General features: G+C 62.2%; 22 protein-coding genes. 13 read left to right on the forward strand and 9 right to left on the reverse strand.

Annotated elements, in window-relative coordinates; all coding sequences use genetic code 11:
• Positions 1–210 precede the first annotated feature (210 nt).
• Both AC2FNZ_RS01480 and AC2FNZ_RS01485 read left to right on the forward strand, forming a co-directional pair.
• A complete protein-coding gene (locus AC2FNZ_RS01480) occupies positions 211–564 on the forward strand; it encodes a DUF8051 family protein (protein WP_093963769.1) in 354 nt (117 codons plus the stop codon).
• A gap of 93 nt (positions 565–657) precedes the next feature.
• Entirely contained in the window at positions 658–1044 is a 387-nt protein-coding gene (locus AC2FNZ_RS01485; RefSeq protein ID WP_093963502.1) for a glycine zipper family protein, read from the forward strand.
• Between the two features lie 17 nt (positions 1045–1061).
• Here AC2FNZ_RS01485 and AC2FNZ_RS01490 read toward each other — a convergent pair whose 3' ends face one another.
• From AC2FNZ_RS01490 to argH, 3 genes are all read right to left on the reverse strand, one after another.
• On the reverse strand, positions 1062–1217 hold the full coding sequence (locus tag AC2FNZ_RS01490) for a hypothetical protein (protein ID WP_170510494.1): 156 nt from the start codon (positions 1215–1217) through the stop codon (positions 1062–1064).
• 69 nt (positions 1218–1286) lie between these two features.
• Positions 1287–1469, reverse strand: a complete 183-nt coding sequence (locus AC2FNZ_RS01495; protein WP_170510491.1) for a hypothetical protein — start codon at positions 1467–1469, stop codon at positions 1287–1289.
• Entirely contained in the window at positions 1466–2857 is a 1392-nt protein-coding gene (argH, locus tag AC2FNZ_RS01500; protein WP_496839308.1) for an argininosuccinate lyase, read from the reverse strand. Before argH ends, AC2FNZ_RS01495 begins: the two co-directional genes overlap by 4 nt.
• Before the next feature lie 21 nt (positions 2858–2878).
• Between argH and AC2FNZ_RS01505 the strand changes: the two genes are divergently transcribed.
• The 10 genes from AC2FNZ_RS01505 (at position 2879) to yddG (ending at position 10879) form a co-directional block, all read left to right on the forward strand.
• A complete protein-coding gene (locus tag AC2FNZ_RS01505) occupies positions 2879–3445 on the forward strand; it encodes a TlpA disulfide reductase family protein (RefSeq protein WP_496839309.1) in 567 nt (188 codons plus the stop codon).
• A gap of 81 nt (positions 3446–3526) precedes the next feature.
• Complete coding sequence (locus AC2FNZ_RS01510; RefSeq protein WP_093963506.1) at positions 3527–3856, forward strand: hypothetical protein; 330 nt, start codon at positions 3527–3529, stop codon at positions 3854–3856.
• Between the two features lie 59 nt (positions 3857–3915).
• Complete coding sequence (locus AC2FNZ_RS01515; RefSeq protein WP_496839310.1) at positions 3916–4302, forward strand: hypothetical protein; 387 nt, start codon at positions 3916–3918, stop codon at positions 4300–4302.
• Entirely contained in the window at positions 4299–5270 is a 972-nt protein-coding gene (locus AC2FNZ_RS01520; protein WP_496831961.1) for a sterol desaturase family protein, read from the forward strand. Before AC2FNZ_RS01515 ends, AC2FNZ_RS01520 begins: the two co-directional genes overlap by 4 nt.
• 92 nt (positions 5271–5362) lie before the next feature.
• On the forward strand, positions 5363–5554 hold the full coding sequence (locus tag AC2FNZ_RS01525; protein ID WP_093963509.1) for a hypothetical protein: 192 nt from the start codon (positions 5363–5365) through the stop codon (positions 5552–5554).
• 101 nt (positions 5555–5655) lie between these two features.
• Positions 5656–6489, forward strand: a complete 834-nt coding sequence (locus tag AC2FNZ_RS01530) for an EAL domain-containing protein (RefSeq protein WP_170461008.1) — start codon at positions 5656–5658, stop codon at positions 6487–6489.
• 196 nt (positions 6490–6685) lie between these two features.
• Entirely contained in the window at positions 6686–7861 is a 1176-nt protein-coding gene (locus AC2FNZ_RS01535; RefSeq protein WP_093963511.1) for an acetyl-CoA C-acetyltransferase, read from the forward strand.
• 186 nt (positions 7862–8047) lie between these two features.
• The gene (gene phbB, locus AC2FNZ_RS01540; protein WP_093963512.1) at positions 8048–8770 is read left to right on the forward strand and encodes an acetoacetyl-CoA reductase; all 723 of its coding nucleotides are present in this window, start codon (positions 8048–8050) and stop codon (positions 8768–8770) included.
• Positions 8771–9068: 298 nt separating this feature from the next.
• Positions 9069–10016: a transcriptional regulator GcvA gene (locus tag AC2FNZ_RS01545; RefSeq protein ID WP_170342248.1), complete on the forward strand. Its 948-nt coding sequence runs from the start codon at positions 9069–9071 to the stop codon at positions 10014–10016.
• Positions 10013–10879 (forward strand): aromatic amino acid exporter YddG, encoded by an 867-nt coding sequence (yddG, locus tag AC2FNZ_RS01550; RefSeq protein ID WP_170342250.1) that lies wholly within the window; start codon positions 10013–10015, stop codon positions 10877–10879. The genes AC2FNZ_RS01545 and yddG overlap by 4 nt, the downstream gene beginning before the upstream one ends.
• Here the strand turns inward: yddG and AC2FNZ_RS01555 are convergent.
• From AC2FNZ_RS01555 to AC2FNZ_RS01565, 3 genes are all read right to left on the reverse strand, one after another.
• Positions 10876–11040 carry a YdcH family protein gene (locus AC2FNZ_RS01555; protein ID WP_170342251.1) on the reverse strand — a complete coding sequence of 55 codons (165 nt, stop codon included), beginning with the start codon at positions 11038–11040 and terminating at the stop codon, positions 10876–10878. The genes yddG and AC2FNZ_RS01555 overlap by 4 nt on opposite strands.
• Positions 11041–11160: 120 nt before the next feature.
• Complete coding sequence (locus AC2FNZ_RS01560) at positions 11161–11934, reverse strand: tRNA1(Val) (adenine(37)-N6)-methyltransferase (protein WP_496839311.1); 774 nt, start codon at positions 11932–11934, stop codon at positions 11161–11163.
• Positions 11931–12146, reverse strand: a complete 216-nt coding sequence (locus tag AC2FNZ_RS01565) for a putative signal transducing protein (RefSeq protein ID WP_093963516.1) — start codon at positions 12144–12146, stop codon at positions 11931–11933. Before AC2FNZ_RS01565 ends, AC2FNZ_RS01560 begins: the two co-directional genes overlap by 4 nt.
• 56 nt (positions 12147–12202) lie before the next feature.
• On the opposite strand from AC2FNZ_RS01565, the gene AC2FNZ_RS01570 reads away from it, so the two are divergent.
• Positions 12203–13201 (forward strand): polyprenyl synthetase family protein, encoded by a 999-nt coding sequence (locus AC2FNZ_RS01570; RefSeq protein ID WP_496831972.1) that lies wholly within the window; start codon positions 12203–12205, stop codon positions 13199–13201.
• Here the strand turns inward: AC2FNZ_RS01570 and AC2FNZ_RS01575 are convergent.
• The 3 genes from AC2FNZ_RS01575 to AC2FNZ_RS01585 all read right to left on the reverse strand — a co-directional run bounded on the left by AC2FNZ_RS01575 (position 13194) and on the right by AC2FNZ_RS01585 (position 17469).
• Positions 13194–14015: a 4-(cytidine 5'-diphospho)-2-C-methyl-D-erythritol kinase gene (locus AC2FNZ_RS01575; protein ID WP_496839312.1), complete on the reverse strand. Its 822-nt coding sequence runs from the start codon at positions 14013–14015 to the stop codon at positions 13194–13196. The genes AC2FNZ_RS01570 and AC2FNZ_RS01575 overlap by 8 nt on opposite strands.
• The gene (locus AC2FNZ_RS01580; RefSeq protein ID WP_480722248.1) at positions 14005–15717 is read right to left on the reverse strand and encodes a tetratricopeptide repeat protein; all 1713 of its coding nucleotides are present in this window, start codon (positions 15715–15717) and stop codon (positions 14005–14007) included. Before AC2FNZ_RS01580 ends, AC2FNZ_RS01575 begins: the two co-directional genes overlap by 11 nt.
• A gap of 105 nt (positions 15718–15822) precedes the next feature.
• The gene (locus AC2FNZ_RS01585; protein WP_496839313.1) at positions 15823–17469 is read right to left on the reverse strand and encodes an electron transfer flavoprotein-ubiquinone oxidoreductase; all 1647 of its coding nucleotides are present in this window, start codon (positions 17467–17469) and stop codon (positions 15823–15825) included.
• Positions 17470–17502: the final 33 nt, after the last annotated feature.

Genomic DNA, 17502 nt, shown 5'->3' on the forward strand with positions numbered 1-17502 from the left:
TCGATTTTCTTCCGGCGCGCCTTTCTTGACGCAGATTGGACGCAGCGTCACGCAAATTCAATCTTTTAATGACTTGACGGTCAGTAACACCACCTCCATTTATGACCCGCCAGTCATTAAAAGGATTCTGTCATGGCGCATTCGTCACAAATCAACGCCGGTCCAACGCGTCCTATGGCCTCCCAACCCACGGCGACAGCCGCCAAACTCATGCTTGTCCTCGTCGCCAGCTTTGTCACGCTGGTCCCCGGCGGCCCTATCGAGACCCGGGACTTTTCCGGGCTGGGTGGAACGGTGTTCTGGGGTTTCAACGCCTTTCTGATCGCGCTTGCCCTGCTGGCCGTGGGGTCGGCGGTGGCTATGCTGCGCGGCTCGGCAACGGCAAGCTGGGGCGCCATCGTGGCGGCCTGGGGGTACATCTTCGTGGTCCTGCTGGACCTGGGTCATGTCTTCCCCTCATCACCCGACCCGATTCCGCTGATGCTGGGACTGATCGAGATTCTGGATTTCATCCTGGCTTTCTACATCCTGGCATTGGCTCATCGTGGCCTGGGTCACCTCTGAACCCGCCCGGCGCGCACTCGCATAGGGCCCGAAGCCACAGCAAAAGGAAGTGGCTCCGGCTCCCACCGGAATACCTACAAAGAAAGACAACTCATGCTGTTCAAGGAACGATTCGCATTGACCGTCTTGCCGCTGGCCCTGGTCACAGCCGCATGCAGCGGCACCGGGGCCCAACACCAACCCGTCCTGTCTGCCGAGCCCGGCCCGGCTTACGCCGCTGATCTGGACCAGTGCCGCGCATTGGCCAAGTCTCAGGGCCTGTGGAACCCGGAAACCCGGACACAGGCCTTGATAGGCGCCGGGGTCGGCGCATTGGCAGGTATTTCGGACGACACGGTTGGAAACACAGAAGGCGCCATAGCCGGCGCAGCGGTGGGATCAGCGGCAGGTGCCGTCGCCGGAGCCGCCGAGATGCGCAACACCCGGCGTGACATTCTGATCGAGTGTCTGCGGCAGCGCGGGCACCCTGTGGCCGGCTGAGCGCATCAAGCGCTCATTCAGAAATTCGTCGACACCCCGGCCCGCGCGTATCCGGATACGGACACTCCAGCCCCCGAGCGCGCGGGCTCTTCTACTGGCTGAGAGCGCGGCGGATTCGTGGTTTCGCAGGCCGCCAGCACGGCAAGCGACAGGATAAGGCCGAGTGGTTTCATTTCGCTGCCTTCATTAGTTGGATCACTTGCTAAATGGCGACTGGCACGTCGCTTTCAACCACAGAGCGTTCAGATCCCCAGAAACACGCTGAGGGGCCCTCGGTGCAGGCCGACGCCCCCGCTCACATATGTGCCACTGGTCGAAACGCCCACATTGGCGTTCAGGGTCGGCTGGACGGGCTCTCCGTCGGCGCCGCAGGCCGCCAAAGCCAAGGCGGCCCCGATCAGGGCAATCACACGCAAGGTTGTCATTCCAGCATCTCCTTCCAGCGGGCGATCTGCGCCCGGACCTGGTCCGGGGCCGTACCGCCATAGGACTGGCGCGAGTTTACCGAATTATCCACGCCAAGGACAGAATAGACATCCTGCGTAATGCCCGCATGGACCGACTGCATGTCCTCGAGCGTCAGATCGGGCAGGTCGCAGCCCTTCTTCTCGGCCAGGGCGACCAGCGATCCGGTGACGTGATGCGCGTCACGGAAGGGCAGGCCCAGCACCCGCACCAGCCAGTCGGCCAGATCGGTCGCAGTGGAAAAGCCCGAGCCGGCAGCAGCGGCCAGGCTGTCGCGGTTGGCGGTCATGTCCTTGACCATGCCTTCCATCGCGGCCAGCGCCAGCATCCAGTTGTCGGCGGCATCAAAGACCTGTTCCTTGTCTTCCTGCATGTCCTTGGAATAGGCCAGCGGCAGGCCCTTCATCACCATCATCAGCGCCGTGTTGGCGCCAAAGATCCGACCCACCTTGGCGCGGATCAGCTCGGCTGCGTCGGGGTTCTTTTTCTGCGGCATGATCGACGAGCCGGTCGAGAACCGGTCGGACAGGGTGACAAAGCGGAACTGGGCCGAAGACCAGATCACCAGTTCTTCGGCGAACCGCGACAGATGCACCGCGCAGATCGAGGCCACCGACAAAAATTCCAGCGCGAAATCGCGATCGCTGACCGCATCCAGCGAGTTGGCGGCAGGCCGGTCAAAGCCCAGCGCCTGCGCTGTCATGTGCCGGTCGATCGGGAAGGACGTGCCGGCCAGCGCCGCCGCGCCCAGCGGGCATTCATTCATCCGCGCCCGCGCGTCGCGCACGCGGGAAAGGTCGCGGCCAAACATCTCGACATAGGCCATCATGTGATGGCCCCAGGTCACCGGCTGCGCGGTCTGCAGGTGGGTGAAACCGGGCATGACCCAATCGGCCCCGGCCTCGGCCTGCGCCAAAAGCGCGCGGATCAGGACCAGCAGGCCGGATTCGGCGGCGTCCAGCTGATCGCGGACCCACAGTTTGAAATCGGTCGCCACCTGGTCATTGCGGCTGCGGCCCGTGTGCAGGCGGCCTGCGGGCTCGCCGATGATCTCTTTCAGCCGCGCCTCGACATTCATGTGGATGTCTTCCAGCGCGGTCGAGAACTGGAACTCACCGCGTTCGATCTCTGACAAAACGGTGAGCAGCCCTTCCCGAATGGCCTCGGCATCACTATCACTTATGACGCCCGTGGCGGCCAGCATGGCGGCATGGGCACGCGAGCCCGCGATGTCCTGGGCCGCCATCCGTCGGTCGAACCCGATCGAGGCATTGATCGCCTCCATGATCGCGTCTGGTCCGGCGGCAAAGCGGCCGCCCCACATCTGGTTCGAGGATTGTTCGGTCATGCTGGAAAACCCGGAGTTGATATGCGCCTGTTTCGTCTGATCCCCCTTTATATGGCCCTTGCGCTGGGTGCAAATGCCGCTTTGGCCGCCGACACACAGGCCCTGGCCGACTTGCGCGACGGCAGCCTGAAACGCCTGATCCTGCATTCCGAGCCGAAACCGGTCTCGGACGCGGAATTCCAGCTGGAAGATGACGGCGGCACCGCCACGCTGGCGGATTATCGCGGCAAATACGTTCTGCTGAACTTCTGGGCCACCTGGTGCGCGCCCTGCCGCAAGGAGATGCCCCAGATCGCCGAGCTGCAGGAGGAATTCGGCGGAGACCAGTTCGAGGTTCTGACGCTGGCCACCGGGCGCAACTCGCCCGCGGGGATCAAGAAGTTCTTTGATGAAAACGGCATCACCAACCTGCCCCGCCACCAGGACCCGAAACAGGCCGTCGCCCGCGAGATGGGTATCGTCGGCCTGCCGATCACCATAATCATCAACCCTGACGGCCGGGAAATCGCACGGCTGATCGGCGATGCCGAATGGAACTCGGACAGCGCCAAGGCGATCATCTCGGCCCTGCTGAACCCCGAAAGCTGACCACCTGACGGGCCTTTTGTGCTAGACTGGAACCGGCCTGAACAGGGCCGGTTTTTCATTGGCAACAGACAGGAGGCTGAGATGAAACCGGTGGTTTTGCTGATTGGCCGGCTGCCCAACGTGGTCGGCGACGTGGCGCGGCAATTGGACCACCTTCCGATCCGGTGGCTGGGTGCGCATGATCCCGACGAGGTGCGGCGGCAACTGGACGCCGAACCGCGCATCGCCTGCGCGATCATGGGCGCGGGCCTCGATGACAAGGTGCGCGGCGAACTGGTGGGCATCATCGCGGCGCGGCGGCCGGATATCTGCATTCACCTCAAAGATCGCGCCTCGGGGCCCGAGGGGCTGGTGCCCTTCGTCGAGCGCGTTGTCCGGCACGAGCTGCTGGAGCCACACGACGGCCCCTGACGCAACGCCACCTTTGACAGGGCCTGACCCCGCTTGCACTCTGTCCGCGGGAGGACATCATGCCGCTGGAAATCCTGCTGGTTCTGGTGGTCGGTGGCATTGCCGGCATCACCATACTGCTGCATCTGACGGGCAGATCGCGTCAGCGCGTGCTGAGCGCCGATACCGCGCGCGCCGAATGGGTGCGCCACTTCCCCGACGACACCATCATCGACGTCACCCTGACCCATGACGGACATGCCGCATTGCTGCGCACCGAGACCGGGCCGGGCCTGTTGTGGTCCTTTGGCGCCGACACGGTGGCCCGCCACCTGCGCGATTTCGACTGGATCGACCACCCCGAGGGCATCGAGGTCCAGTTCCACGACTTCGCCACCCCCGGCGTCACCGTCCGCCTTGACGAAACCGAGCGCCGCCACTGGCGCCACCTGCTGGAGTCCGCATGACCGACCAGATCAGCTTTCCCGATGTCGTCCAATGGGCCGTGCCGTTCTTCATCGCCGCCATCCTGGCCGAATTCCTGTGGATTGCCGTGAAGGGCCGTGGCGGTCGTTATGAGACCCGCGACGCCGTGACCTCGCTGATCATGGGGGCGGGCAACATCGCGTCCGGGTTCCTGCTGGGCTTTATCGCCTACGGGTTCTTCATGTGGCTGTGGAAGATCACGCCGCTGGATCTGGGCACATCGATCCCGGTGATCATCCTGTGCTTTGTGCTGGATGACCTGCGCTATTACTGGGTGCACCGGTTCGGACACCGCATCCGCTGGGTCTGGGCCAGCCATGTGAACCACCACAGCTCGCAGCACTACAACCTGACAACCGCCCTGCGGCAGACCTGGACATATACCTTCACCTTCATGATGGTCGTGCGCGCGCCGCTGATCCTGCTGGGGTTCCACCCGGCGATGGTTTTGTTCTGCGGCGGCCTGAACCTGATCTACCAGTTCTGGATTCACACCGAGGCCATCAGCAAGATGCCCCGCTGGTTCGAGGCGGTCATGAACACGCCCAGCCACCACCGCGCCCACCACGGCCGCAACGCGCGCTATCTGGATTGCAACTATGCCGGGGTGTTCATCATCTGGGACAAGCTCTTCGGCACCTTCGTCCCCGAGCAGGAGGACGACCAGGTCGATTATGGCCTGGTGCACAATATCGGCACCTTCAACCCGCTGCGGGTGGCCTTTCACGAATGGGTGGCCATTTGGCGGGACGCGACCCAGCCGGGCCTGACCCTGAAACAGCGGCTGGCCTATTGCTTTGCCCCGCCGGGCTACAGCCATGACGGCAGCCGCGACAGCTCCGAGCAGATCAAGGCCAAGCACCTGGCGAGCCACCCCGAAGATCTCGGAACGCCCGGTTTCGAGCAATTCGACGAAAACCTGCCCAACCAACAGGCAAAACAGGCCTGAGACTGGCGGCGTCTGCCGGGCGGGCGCTTGAATTCCGGCGCGCGTGCTCCATATCCGGACAAGTGACAAGTTTGTTCGGTCGGAGTTCCACCATGTCCCGCGTTACTGCCATCTTCACCGCGACCGGTCTGTTGGGCCTGGTAATCGCGATGCTCAGCGCCCTTGGGCAGCAGCCTGCCCCGGCGGTAATGATGCTTGGAGTGGCTATGGTGGGCACAGGCTTCCTGGGTGCCGTGATTGGCGCCGTGGTCGAATTGCGCCACGCAGCCCAGACGACCCGCTGATCCCACCCACTGATTCCCGACGCGCATTAACCGCAAATTCACCGGTACGACCCGAAACTACGTGCTGACCGGTTTCGGAAACGTACGGGGATTCGGCATCGATGCGGAAAAAGGACTTTGCAGATCTGCCAGAAGGTGGGGACAGCCCGTTGAATTCGGCCGTCGCCGCGCGGGACACTTCGACCGTTCAAATGGCGACCGAGGCCGTCAAGCATCAGCAATGCCGCCTCGCGTTCCAGCCCGTCATGCAAGCGCGCGACCCGCACGGCGTCGCATTCTACGAGGCATTCATCCGCGTGCTGGACGAAACCGGCCGCGTGATCCCCGCGCGGGAGTTCATGCCGCAGGTGGAAAACACACCAATCGGCCGGGAACTGGACTGCATAGCATTGGAAAAAGGATTGCGCGCCCTGTCGAGAAATCCGGAAATCCGGCTTTCTATCAACATGTCCGCACGCTCGATCGGATACGCGCGCTGGTCACGGATATTGGACCGGTTTCTCAAACGGGACAAAACGCTGGGCGAGCGGCTTATCCTCGAAATCTCCGAAAGCTCGGCAATGCAGGTTCCCGAACTGGTGGTCGATTTCATGGACCGGCTTCAGGATCGCGGGATCGCTTTTGCGCTGGACGACTTCGGCGCCAGCAACTTCAGCTTCAGGTATTTTCGCGAGTTCTTCTTTGACGCGGCGAAGATCGACGGGCAGTTCGTACGGGGTGTCAGCACCAACCCGGACAATCAGGCGCTGGTGCGCGCGCTGATCGCCGTCGCCCGTGAGTTTGAGATTCTGGTCATCGCCGAATCGGTCGAAACTCGTGAAGATGCCGAGTTTCTGGTAGCCAGCGGTGTGGACTGCCTGCAGGGCTATCTATTCGGCGCTCCGACGGTGAAAGCCCCGTGGCAGCCGGAAAAAGAAGCTAAAACAGGAAGTTGAACCTAATTCCCTTGGGCGCAATTCGGCCGAGGCTTTCCCATGAGACAAGCTGTCCGTTGCTGCACGTGCAGCATTGCGCTATGGCAGACAGTGCTGGAGCGGGGGATCACGAGGCGCTCTTGCATCGCCAGAGAGGCTCTGTGCGACCTGCGCCGTCAGATTTCCCACAGGACCTTGACGGTAAAGGATTGACTGTATGACCAACGTAGTAATCGCATCCGCCGCACGCACAGGCGTCGGCAGCTTTGGCGGTTCCTTTGCGAACACCCCCGCACATGATCTGGGCGCTGCCGTCCTCGAAGCCGTCGTGGAGCGCGCCGGGATCGACAAGTCCGAGGTGAGCGAAACCATCATGGGTCAGGTTCTGACGGCCGCCCAAGGCCAGAACCCCGCACGCCAGGCGCACATCAACGCCGGCCTGCCGCAGGAAAGCGCGGCCTGGGGCATCAACCAGGTCTGTGGTTCAGGCTTGCGTGCCGTTGCCCTCGGCGCTCAGCACATCCAGTTGGGAGATGCAGAGATCGTGTGCGCTGGTGGGCAGGAGAACATGACCCTGTCCCCCCACGCCGCATCGCTTCGCGCGGGCCACAAGATGGGCGACATGAAATACATCGACACCATGATCCGCGATGGCCTCTGGGATGCGTTCAACGGCTACCACATGGGCCAGACCGCCGAGAACGTGGCCGAGAAGTGGCAGATCAGCCGCGATATGCAGGATGAGTTTGCGGTGGCCAGCCAGAACAAGGCTGAGGCCGCGCAGAAGGCCGGCAAGTTCAAGGACGAGATCGTCCCCTTCACCATCAAGACCCGCAAGGGCGACATCGTGATGGATAGTGACGAGTACATCCGTCACGGCGCAACCATGGAGGCGATGGCCAAGCTGCGTCCGGCCTTCACCAAGGACGGCTCGGTGACTGCGGCCAACGCCTCGGGTCTGAATGACGGCGCGGCGGCAACCCTGCTGATGTCTGCCGACAACGCCGAAAAGCGCGGGATCGAACCGCTGGCCCGCATCGCGTCTTATGCGACCGCCGGGCTGGACCCGTCGATCATGGGTGTCGGACCGATCTATGCCTCGCGCAAGGCGCTGGAAAAGGCCGGCTGGTCGGTTGACGATCTGGATCTGGTCGAAGCCAACGAAGCCTTCGCGGCACAGGCCTGCGCCGTGAACAAGGACATGGGTTGGGATCCCTCGATCGTGAACGTGAACGGCGGCGCCATCGCCATCGGCCACCCGATCGGAGCATCCGGCTGCCGGGTTCTGAACACGCTGCTGTTCGAAATGAAGCGCCGGAACGCGAAAAAGGGTCTGGCAACCCTCTGCATCGGAGGCGGCATGGGCGTCGCCCTGTGCGTGGAGCGCGTATAAGTGCTTTGACAAGTCACGAATAAGGGCGTCCAATGGGCGCCCTTTTTTGTTACACTCCGGGAATATCCCTAGGATGCGACAATATCACCAAACGGAAAGAGCCAGCTCGCGACGAAACGATATTGCGCAACACAATCTCTCAGAGTAACAGAATTACCAACACGATAAAATTTGGAGGAGTCCTAAATGGCACGTACAGCACTCGTAACCGGCGGCACCCGCGGCATCGGCGCAGCAATTTCCAAAGCGCTCAAGGCCGAAGGATACAATGTAGCCGCCTCGTATGCGGGGAATGACGAAGCCGCGGCCAAGTTCACCGAGGAAACCGGCATTGCGACCTACAAATGGAACGTGGCCGACTATGACGAGTCCAAGGCGGGCATCGAAAAGGTCGAAGCCGAACTCGGCCCGATCGACATCGTTGTCGCCAATGCCGGCATCACCCGCGACGCGCCGTTCCACAAGATGACACCGGAACAATGGCACCAGGTGATCGACACCAACCTGACCGGGGTGTTCAACACCGTACATCCCGTCTGGCCCGGCATGCGCGAACGCAAGTTCGGGCGGGTGATCGTAATCAGCTCGATCAACGGGCAAAAGGGCCAGTTCGCTCAGGTGAACTATGCCGCCACCAAAGCCGGTGATCTGGGCATCGTCAAATCCTTGGCTCAGGAAGGCGCGCGCGCCGGCATCACCGCAAACGCCATCTGCCCCGGATACATCGCGACCGAGATGGTCATGGCCGTTCCGGAAAAGGTGCGTGAAGCCATTATTGGTCAGATCCCTGCAGGCCGTTTGGGCGAACCCGAGGAAATTGCCCGCTGCGTCGCATTCCTGGCCTCGGAAGATTCGCAGTTCATCAACGGGTCGACGATTTCGGCCAACGGCGCGCAGTTTTTCGTCTGATCGCGGCTCAAATGAAAACGGGCCGACCCAACGGGTCGGCCCTTCTTTGATCCCGTAAGAACGCGCGCGCAGCGTTCAGCGGGAACCCAGAACCCACTTCCAAAAACTCCGGATCGCCTTGCCGCGCTCATGATGAGCGCGCAGAATTGCCTTTTGTGCGGCAGGATTGGTCGTCATCTCGATCATGGCTTTTCCCTTCTACTAAAGGTGAACTTGACTTGCACTCAACATGCCTATTGTTTTCAATGGGTACAAACGAGAGTTTTTCCACATTCAGTTTAGAAAATCTTATGTGAAGATGAGCGACCGACTTCCCCCACTCACCGCCCTCAGGGCCTTTGATGCCGCCGCCCGCCATATGTCCTTCGCCAAGGCCGCGGACGAGTTGAACGTGACACCGGCCGCGCTGTCGTTTCAGATCAAGTCTCTGGAAGAGCATTTGGGCCAGCCGTTGTTCCGCCGATTGAACCGTGCGGTCGAGTTGACCGAGGCCGGACGAACCCTGGCCCCGGGCACGGAAAAAGGGTTTGCTGCGCTGCAGGCGGCTTGGTCGGCCACCCGCCGCCTGCAGGACAACACGACATTGACCGTGACCGCTGGGCCGGCCCTGACAGCCAAATGGCTGGCCCCCCGCCTGTACGAGTTCGCCCGCGCCCATCCCGAGATCGACCTGAGATTCTCAGCCACGCTGCGCAATCTCGATTTCGAGCGCGACGACGTGGATGTCGCGATCCGGTTCGGGTACGGGCAGGATGACGGGCTGTATTCAGTTCCCGTGCGGCAAGAATGGCTGACACCGGTCATGACGCCCGAGCTTGCGGCCCGGTTTCCGACGCCGCAGGATCTGACCAAAGCGCCCCTGATCCACGATGACTCGATCAATTTCCTGAATCCACCCTGTGACTGGCCCGCCTGGTTTCGCGCGGTCGGGGTGGACTTCACGCCGACTCATGGCGCACATTTCTCGAACGCGGATCACGCCATTGATGCCGCGGTGGCGGGTGTCGGTGTCGCGTTGGGACGGCGCCCGATGATCATCAAGGATGTGATCGAAGGCCGACTGGTGATGCCCTTCAAAACCGCCGTCGAAACCAAGGCCCGGTTCCGGTTCCTGTGCCGTTCGGGCGAAGAGACGCGCCCTCAGATTGCCGCCTTCCGGGATTGGTTCCTTGCAGAGATCGAAAAAACCGCGCACATATCCGACGGTCTGGAAATCATACCCGTCGAGGATATCCCCCCCGCATGACAAAGAACCGCGCCACCGCCATCGGTTTTGTCGCCGTCCTTTTGTGGGCACTGCTGGCGCTGTTCACGGTTGGCTCGGCGCCGACCCCGCCGCTTTTGCTGAACGCCATCTGCTTTACGATCGGCGGAACCCTTGGCTTGATCTGGACGTGGCGCAGCGGTGGGCTTGCGCAACTGAAACGGGTCAGTTGGAAGGTATTCGCCTTCGGCACGGTTGGCTTGTTCGGATACCACGCCCTGTATTTTTCGGCCCTGCGCATGGCACCTGCGGCCGAGGCCGGATTGATCGCCTACCTCTGGCCCTTGCTGATCGTTCTTTTTTCAGGGTTGCTTCCTGGTGAAACCCTGCGTCTCGGCCATCTGCTCGGGGCTTGTCTGGGCTTCTCCGGGGCCGCGCTGATCATCACTGGCGGCGGAACCGCAGGGTTTCAGGCCGAACATCTGCCGGGCTATGCGCTGGCGCTTTTGTGCGCCCTTACGTGGTCGGGGTATTCCGTATTGTCGCGCAGGCTGGGTCAAACGCCGACCAGCTCGGTAGCAGTGTTCTGCGTGCTGACCGCCATCGCCTCGTGGATCCTGCATTTCAGCCTTGAGCAGACGGTCTGGCCGCCCGATGCACTGGCCTGGATGTCGACTGTTGCCCTGGGGTTGGGGCCTGTTGGGCTGGCGTTCTATGTCTGGGATATCGGGGTCAAGCACGGTGACATCCAGATGCTGGGCACCAGCTCGTACGCGGCACCCCTGTTGTCAACTTTGGTGCTTGTGGTCGCCGGGATCGCCACGCCATCCTGGACGCTGGCGATCGCGGCATTGCTTGTTACCGGCGGCGCTGCAATCGCGGCACGCGCCAGCCTGCGACATTAAGCCGACAGGCGTTCAATCTCTTCCTTCAGCTTCAGCTTCTTCTTTTTGAGTTGAGCGATGTGGAGATCGTCGATACCGGGCGAGCGCTGGGCTTGTTCCACTTCGAGACTGAGGATTTCGTGCTTCTTCTTCAGTTCCGTCAGATGTGCGCTTACGCTCATGGCGATCCTCCTTCTCAGTTTCTGAATATCACATGGGAAGTTGATCACATCATTTCCAGCCTGTCACGCTGCAGACGCTCGGATTCTTGTTCAAATCCGACAATTTCGGCTGGTCATTGCCTATCGGGCGTCCGGCCAAGGCACTGGTCGGCCCTCGCGCAGGATGCCAGATACCATGTCGGTATAGCTCTCGCCGTCCCTTTCATGGCGGTCACCGCTGTGGAGAATCAGCGGCGCATGCAATCGAAAATCCGCGCGCCCGCCCTTGCGCGCCCGCAGGATCAGCAACTCGGCCCTGCGCCCCATGCGCGGCGCGATGGGCAGAACCTCTACCGAGCCCAACCGACCCACGCAGGCCGTCAGCATGTCGGGCAAGCGTTCCGCGCGCTGGATCATGTGCAAGTACCCGCGCGGTGCCAGCCTGCGCGCTGCCGCATCAAACCAGTCGGACAGCGGCGTCTGCTCGCTCAGCGCCGTTCGCCGACCAGCATCGACGGCCGCGCTATGTGCACCGGGCCGATAATAGGGCGGGTTTGCGATCACGTGGTCGAAGTGCTGCTGACGCAGATCAGTCGGCATATTGGACAGGTCGGCCACGTGAACGGACAGATCAATCTCGTTGCATTGCGCGTTTCTTGCGGCCAGATCGCCATAGTCGGCCTGAAGCTCGATCCCGGTCGAGCGCAGACCAGGTACGCGGGTCGCGAGACAAAGAACCGCAGCACCCGCCCCGCAGCCCAGCTCCAGCACCGACTGCCCGGCTTTGGCCGGAACTGCGGCAGCAAGCAGCACCGGATCGACACCGGCGCGATAACCGTCTCGCGGCTGCCACAGCTTTAGGCGGCCACCCAGAAAGTCGTTGCAAGTCAGCGCCCTGTCAGGAAACCCGGTCATCTTCCCAGCGGAATGTCATTGTCACGCATCACCCGCTCTGCCCGCTCGAGGTCATCGGTCCGAACCATGAGGCGGCGCGGAAAGATTCCGATGCCTCCCTCGAGGACGCTCATATTTACGTCCATCTCAAAGCAGTCTATATCCTCGCCCTCAAGAAGAGCGGATGCAAAGGCAATGATGGTCGGATCGGTGCTGCGCAGAAGTTCTTTCATGGGGATGGATGTAAGGGCAAGGCAGGACGAAAGTCGAGCCTTGTATCAGGAGTGTGATGACGATCAGCACGATCTCGAAACCGCATGAGCGACTGGCCGAGATTTTGGCCGGGGAAATGGAGGCGGTAAACACTCTGATCCGCACCCGCATGGCCTCGGAACACGCGCCCCGCATCCCCGAAGTCACCGCGCATCTGGTCGAAGCCGGCGGCAAACGCCTGCGCCCGATGCTTACACTGGCCGCCGCGCGGCTGTTCGGCTATGGCGGTGACCATCACATCCGACTGGCCGCCACGGTCGAGTTCATCCACACCGCCACGCTGTTGCACGACGACGTCGTGGACGAAAGCGCCCAGCGGCGCGGCCGGCCCACCGCCAACCTGCTGTGGGACAACAAGTCCAGCGTGCTGGTCGGTGACTATCTGTTTTCGCGCAGCTTCCAGTTGATGGTGGAAACCGGGTCTTTGCGGGTTCTGGACATTCTGGCCAATGCCTCGGCCACCATTGCCGAGGGCGAGGTGCTGCAGATGACCGCAGCCACCGACCTGCGCACGGATGAGGCCGTCTACCTGCAGGTGGTGCGCGGCAAGACCGCCGCGCTGTTCTCCGCGGCAACCGAGGTGGGCGGCGTGATCGCCGGTGCGTCCGAGGAGCAGGTCCGAGCGCTGTTCGCCTATGGCGACGCGTTGGGCATCGCCTTCCAGATCGCCGACGACCTGCTGGACTACCAGGGCGACAGCAAGACAACCGGAAAGAACGTGGGCGACGACTTCCGCGAGCGCAAACTGACCCTCCCAGTGATCAAGGCCGTGGCCCAGGCCACACCCGACGAGCGTGCGTTCTGGGAGCGCACGATCGAGAAGGGTCGGCAACAGGATGGAGACCTGGGCCTAGCCCTGAACCTCATGCGCAAATACGGCACCTTGGAGGAGACCCGGACAGACGCTCTGGCCTGGGCAGCCAAGGCCAAAACCGCTCTGACCGCGCTGCCCGATCACGAATTGCGCGACCTGCTCGGCGATCTGGCCGATTACGTCGTGTCCCGCCTCAGCTGAGTACGCTGGCGCGACACCACCAGTCCGGCTGGGAAACACCAATCTCGTAGGCTGCAAAATGTGCGGCCTTCATGGACGGGTACAGCGCAAAGCAGGTCGAACCCGACCCCGACATGCGCACCAGCAGAACGTCCCGCGTTTCACCCAGCGCCTGCAACAAGTCTGAAATTTGGGGCGCCAAGCCAATTGCCGCTTCCTGCAAATCATTGCGTTGCCCGGCCAGCCAGTCAGCGCAGGCCTCTGGCGTTTCGAATGCCGGGATCTCATCCGGCATCCCCGGATTGTCGCGCGAAGCCAGCGCATTGAACACCGGCCCCGTCGGAACCGGAACACCCGGATTGACCAGCAATGCTGGCAAAGCGGGCAATGCAACCGGGGCGACACGGTCACCAATGCCCCGCATCCGTGCGGCTCTGCCCAGTACACAAACAGGAACATCTGCGCCCAGTGCCAAAGCCGTTTCCAGCGGGACCTCCGCGTCTTGCCCGGCGATGGCCCGCAAAGTCGCAGCCGCATCCGATGAGCCGCCGCCGATTCCCCCGCCATGCGGCAGAACCTTGTCCAACTGGATTTGCCCGCTCCAATCCATCGCCTGAGCGGCCCGCCAGACGAGGTTGCGGTCGTCGGTCGGCACCCCGGCAGAATGGGGCCCGGTCACGGTCAGGCGAATCTCGGGCCCGGGTGACAGGATCAACGTGTCTCCCACATCGGCAAAGGCGACCAGCGAGTCCAGCAGATGGTATCCGTCGGCCCGCCGACCGGTCACATGCAGGGAAAGGTTGATCTTCGCGGGCGCAAAGGCCTCAGTCGCCATTGGCGACCTTCAGGGGGGCCGCGCCTTCCTCGGCCAGCACCGCGTCCAGCCCGACCTCGAGTTTGCGACGGATCCGATCGGGGTCGGCCTCGCCATCGGTATCTTCGGGATCGATGAAGGACAACGCGCGCCGCCATTGGAAATCGGCCTCACGGGTGCGCCCGACGGCCCAGTAGACGTCGCCCAAGTGGTCGTTGACCACCGGGTCCACGGCCATCAGTTCGACGGCGCGCTCCATATGCTCGACCGCCTCGTCGTACCGGCCCAAGCGAAACAGGACCCAGCCCAAGCTGTCGACGATATAACCGCTGTCAGGCTGGATCGCGACGGCGCGCTCGATCATGTCCAGCGCCTCTTCAAGTTTTTCCTGCCGCTCGACCAGCGAGTACCCGAGATAGTTCAAAACCTGCGGCTGATCCGGGTTCAACTCCAAGGCACGCCTGAAATCTGCCTCGGCCCTGTCCCAGGCCTTGAGACGTTCATGGCAGATGCCGCGGGCGTAATGCAGGAACCAGTTGCCACCTGAACCGGTTTCGGTCAGCTCGATGGCTCGGTCATACGAGGTTACAGCTGCGGCGTAGTTTTCCTGACGCCGCTGCAGGTCGGCCAAGGCGACATGGACACTGGGCAGGTTGGGCTGCCGGGCCGCCAGATTTTCCAGCACTTCGATCGCCGCATCCGGTTTCCCAGACTGAGCCAGAATTTCGGCACGCCCCAGTTCGGCTGCGTGGAAATCGCTGCTATCCGTGGGAACCTTTCGATAGGCTTCGGCGGCCAGGTCGTACTGGCTCAACTGCTCAAGCAGTTCCGCGCTCAGCAGAATCGCATCGATGTGATCGGGCCGGAGGTAAGTCGCGATCCGCGCGTAGAGCAGCACATAGTCATGTGCGGCCTCGGTGTTCAACGCCGCCCCGACCGAGAAAAAGACCTCGGCTACGCCTTCGGTGGCCGATCCGACATGGGTGAATGGCAAGGTGCCACCAGCGCTGAGCGTGTCCACGTAGGTCTCGATCGACGGATCGCTGCCCGCCGCAAACACGTTTTCAAGGAATTGCAGAGCTTCGTCGTTGCGGTTGAGCTGCGACAACACTTCGACCCGCGCCAGCGCTGCACGTCGCGAGAATCGCGCAACGATACTGTCGTCGGCCGCAAAGATCGCCTCGGCCCCTTCGAAATCGCCAACCGACGCCAGCGCCAGCGCCTTGTGATACAGCGCGAATTCCCGCAGACCGTCCTGCTGGGCGACCTCATCGAACTGCGCCATCGCCTTGGTCATTTCGCCCTTGCCCAGATGCGCCCAGGCCGTCATCAACCCATCGACCAGCGGGCCAACGCCCTGGTTTTCCGGGTCACGGGCCAGCAATTCGTCGAACTTTCCGTCAGATACCAGTTTGGCGGAAACAACCATGCGCGCGGCCTGGTTGGGTTGCTCGTTTGCCTCCATGTCCTCGGCGATGGGCAGTGCGCGTTCCACATCGCCAAGCGCCACACGCGCAAGTAGCACGCTTTCCTTGAGCTTGGTGTTGCCCGGATCGAAAATCAGGGCCTTCGAGTAGTACTCCTCGGCAGCCTTGTAGTCGCTTTCATAGATGGCCTGGCGTCCAGCCAGATAGGATCCCGCGCCGGAATCAGCGTGAACCGGAACGACAGCTGCTGTCGCAAGAAACACGGCCAGCGCCGTGCGACGAACCAGTGAAACCACCTAATACCTGCCTTGTCTGCCTACAATTGCAGGATAAGCTAGGGCCTTGGCCCGCCAGAGGCAATGGCCGAGCGTTCACGGCCCCGCCATTGCCCGGGTTTTTGCCTACATGTTGGGGTAGTTCGGTCCGTCCCCACCCTGCGGCGTGGTCCACGTGATGTTCTGGCTGGGATCCTTGATGTCACAGGTCTTGCAGTGGACGCAGTTCTGGAAGTTGATCACGAATCGAGGCTCGGCCTCGTCCTTCACCACTTCGTACACGCCCGCCGGGCAATACCGCTGCGCCGGTTCATCAAACTTGGGCAGGTTGACCTTTACCGGAATCTCGGGGTCGGTCAGCTTCAGGTGACAGGGCTGGCTTTCTTCATGGTTGGTGAACGAGAACGCCACGTTGGTCAGACGATCGAAAGACAGCGTGCCATCGGGCTTCGGATAGTCGATGGGGGTGTGCTTGTTGGCATCCTCGGTCGCCTCGGCGTCGTTCTTGCCATGGCCCAGCGTCCCCAGCAGCGAGAAGCCCAGCGTGTTGGTCCACATGTCCATACCGCCCAGCACCAGCGAAGCGGTCAGGCCGTATTTCGACCACAGCGGCTTGACGTTGCGAACCTTCTTGAGGTCGCGGCCGATCGCACCGTTGCGCACCTCGTCTTCATAGGCGGACAGTTCGTCGCCCGACCGGTCGGCCTTGATGGCCTCGAACGCGGCCTCGGCCGCGGCCTTGCCCGACAGCATCGCGTTGTGGTTGCCCTTGATGCGCGGCACGTTGACCATGCCCGCCGAGCAGCCCAGCAGCGCGACACCCGGTGCCACCAGCTTCGGCATCGACTGATATCCGCCCTCGGTGATCGCGCGGGCGCCATAGGCCACGCGCTTGCCGCCTTTGAGCAGGTCGGCCACCACCGGGTGATGCTTGAACCGCTGGAATTCCATGTAAGGGAACAGGTGCGGGTTCTTGTAGTTCAGGTGTACCACGAAGCCCACATAGACCTGGTTGTTCTCCAGGTGATAGATGAACGACCCGCCCCCGGCATTGCCGCCCAGCGGCCAGCCCATCGTGTGGGTGACGCTGCCTTCCTTGTGCTTGGCGGGATCGACCTCCCAGATCTCTTTCATGCCGATGCCGTATTTCTGCGGCTCTTTCCCGGCTGACAGATCGTATTTCGCGATCACTTCCTTGGACAGCGATCCGCGAACCCCTTCCGACAGGAAGACGTATTTGCCGTGCAGTTCCATCCCTGGCTCGGTGTTGGGGCCATAGGACCCGTCGGGCTCCAGTCCGAACACACCGGCCACGACACCCTTGACCTCGCCATTGTCGCCATAGACCAGTTCGGAACAGGACATGCCGGGGAAGATTTCCACGCCCAGCGCCTCGGCCTGTTCGGCCATCCAGCGGCAGACATTTCCCATCGAGACGATGTAGTTGCCGTGGTTGTTCATCAGCGGCGGCATCGGCCAGTTGGGAATGCGCAGCTTGCCGGCCTCGCCCAGCATATAGAAGTTGTCTTCGCGCACCGGCACGTTCAGCGGCGCGCCCTTTTCCTTCCAATCGGGGATCAGCGCATCCAGACCGCACGGATCCAACACCGCGCCCGACAGGATATGCGCACCCACTTCCGAGCCCTTTTCCAGCACGACCACGTTCAGGTCGGCGTCCAGCTGTTTCAGACGAATGGCCGCCGACAGGCCCGCCGGGCCTGCGCCCACGATCACCACGTCGTATTCCATCGCTTCGCGTTCAATTTCGGCCATCGTGGGCTCCTCCGCTAACTATCCGAATTGGCG

Source organism: Ruegeria sp. SAZA006, assembly GCF_059613465.1.

What these genes read in the sequence shown, in the direction of transcription:
- AC2FNZ_RS01480 (WP_093963769.1), top strand. Translation starts at nt 211, where the DNA reads ATGCTTGTCCTCGTCGCCAGCTTTGTCACGCTGGTCCCCGGCGGCCCT.
- AC2FNZ_RS01485 (WP_093963502.1), top strand. Translation starts at nt 658, where the DNA reads ATGCTGTTCAAGGAACGATTCGCATTGACCGTCTTGCCGCTGGCCCTG.
- AC2FNZ_RS01490 (WP_170510494.1), bottom strand. Translation starts at nt 1,217, where the DNA reads ATGAAACCACTCGGCCTTATCCTGTCGCTTGCCGTGCTGGCGGCCTGC.
- AC2FNZ_RS01495 (WP_170510491.1), bottom strand. Translation starts at nt 1,469, where the DNA reads ATGACAACCTTGCGTGTGATTGCCCTGATCGGGGCCGCCTTGGCTTTG.
- argH (WP_496839308.1), bottom strand. Translation starts at nt 2,857, where the DNA reads ATGACCGAACAATCCTCGAACCAGATGTGGGGCGGCCGCTTTGCCGCC.
- AC2FNZ_RS01505 (WP_496839309.1), top strand. Translation starts at nt 2,879, where the DNA reads ATGCGCCTGTTTCGTCTGATCCCCCTTTATATGGCCCTTGCGCTGGGT.
- AC2FNZ_RS01510 (WP_093963506.1), top strand. Translation starts at nt 3,527, where the DNA reads ATGAAACCGGTGGTTTTGCTGATTGGCCGGCTGCCCAACGTGGTCGGC.
- AC2FNZ_RS01515 (WP_496839310.1), top strand. Translation starts at nt 3,916, where the DNA reads ATGCCGCTGGAAATCCTGCTGGTTCTGGTGGTCGGTGGCATTGCCGGC.
- AC2FNZ_RS01520 (WP_496831961.1), top strand. Translation starts at nt 4,299, where the DNA reads ATGACCGACCAGATCAGCTTTCCCGATGTCGTCCAATGGGCCGTGCCG.
- AC2FNZ_RS01525 (WP_093963509.1), top strand. Translation starts at nt 5,363, where the DNA reads ATGTCCCGCGTTACTGCCATCTTCACCGCGACCGGTCTGTTGGGCCTG.
- AC2FNZ_RS01530 (WP_170461008.1), top strand. Translation starts at nt 5,656, where the DNA reads ATGCGGAAAAAGGACTTTGCAGATCTGCCAGAAGGTGGGGACAGCCCG.
- AC2FNZ_RS01535 (WP_093963511.1), top strand. Translation starts at nt 6,686, where the DNA reads ATGACCAACGTAGTAATCGCATCCGCCGCACGCACAGGCGTCGGCAGC.
- phbB (WP_093963512.1), top strand. Translation starts at nt 8,048, where the DNA reads ATGGCACGTACAGCACTCGTAACCGGCGGCACCCGCGGCATCGGCGCA.
- AC2FNZ_RS01545 (WP_170342248.1), top strand. Translation starts at nt 9,069, where the DNA reads ATGAGCGACCGACTTCCCCCACTCACCGCCCTCAGGGCCTTTGATGCC.
- yddG (WP_170342250.1), top strand. Translation starts at nt 10,013, where the DNA reads ATGACAAAGAACCGCGCCACCGCCATCGGTTTTGTCGCCGTCCTTTTG.
- AC2FNZ_RS01555 (WP_170342251.1), bottom strand. Translation starts at nt 11,040, where the DNA reads ATGAGCGTAAGCGCACATCTGACGGAACTGAAGAAGAAGCACGAAATC.
- AC2FNZ_RS01560 (WP_496839311.1), bottom strand. Translation starts at nt 11,934, where the DNA reads ATGACCGGGTTTCCTGACAGGGCGCTGACTTGCAACGACTTTCTGGGT.
- AC2FNZ_RS01565 (WP_093963516.1), bottom strand. Translation starts at nt 12,146, where the DNA reads ATGAAAGAACTTCTGCGCAGCACCGATCCGACCATCATTGCCTTTGCA.
- AC2FNZ_RS01570 (WP_496831972.1), top strand. Translation starts at nt 12,203, where the DNA reads ATGACGATCAGCACGATCTCGAAACCGCATGAGCGACTGGCCGAGATT.
- AC2FNZ_RS01575 (WP_496839312.1), bottom strand. Translation starts at nt 14,015, where the DNA reads ATGGCGACTGAGGCCTTTGCGCCCGCGAAGATCAACCTTTCCCTGCAT.
- AC2FNZ_RS01585 (WP_496839313.1), bottom strand. Translation starts at nt 17,469, where the DNA reads ATGGCCGAAATTGAACGCGAAGCGATGGAATACGACGTGGTGATCGTG.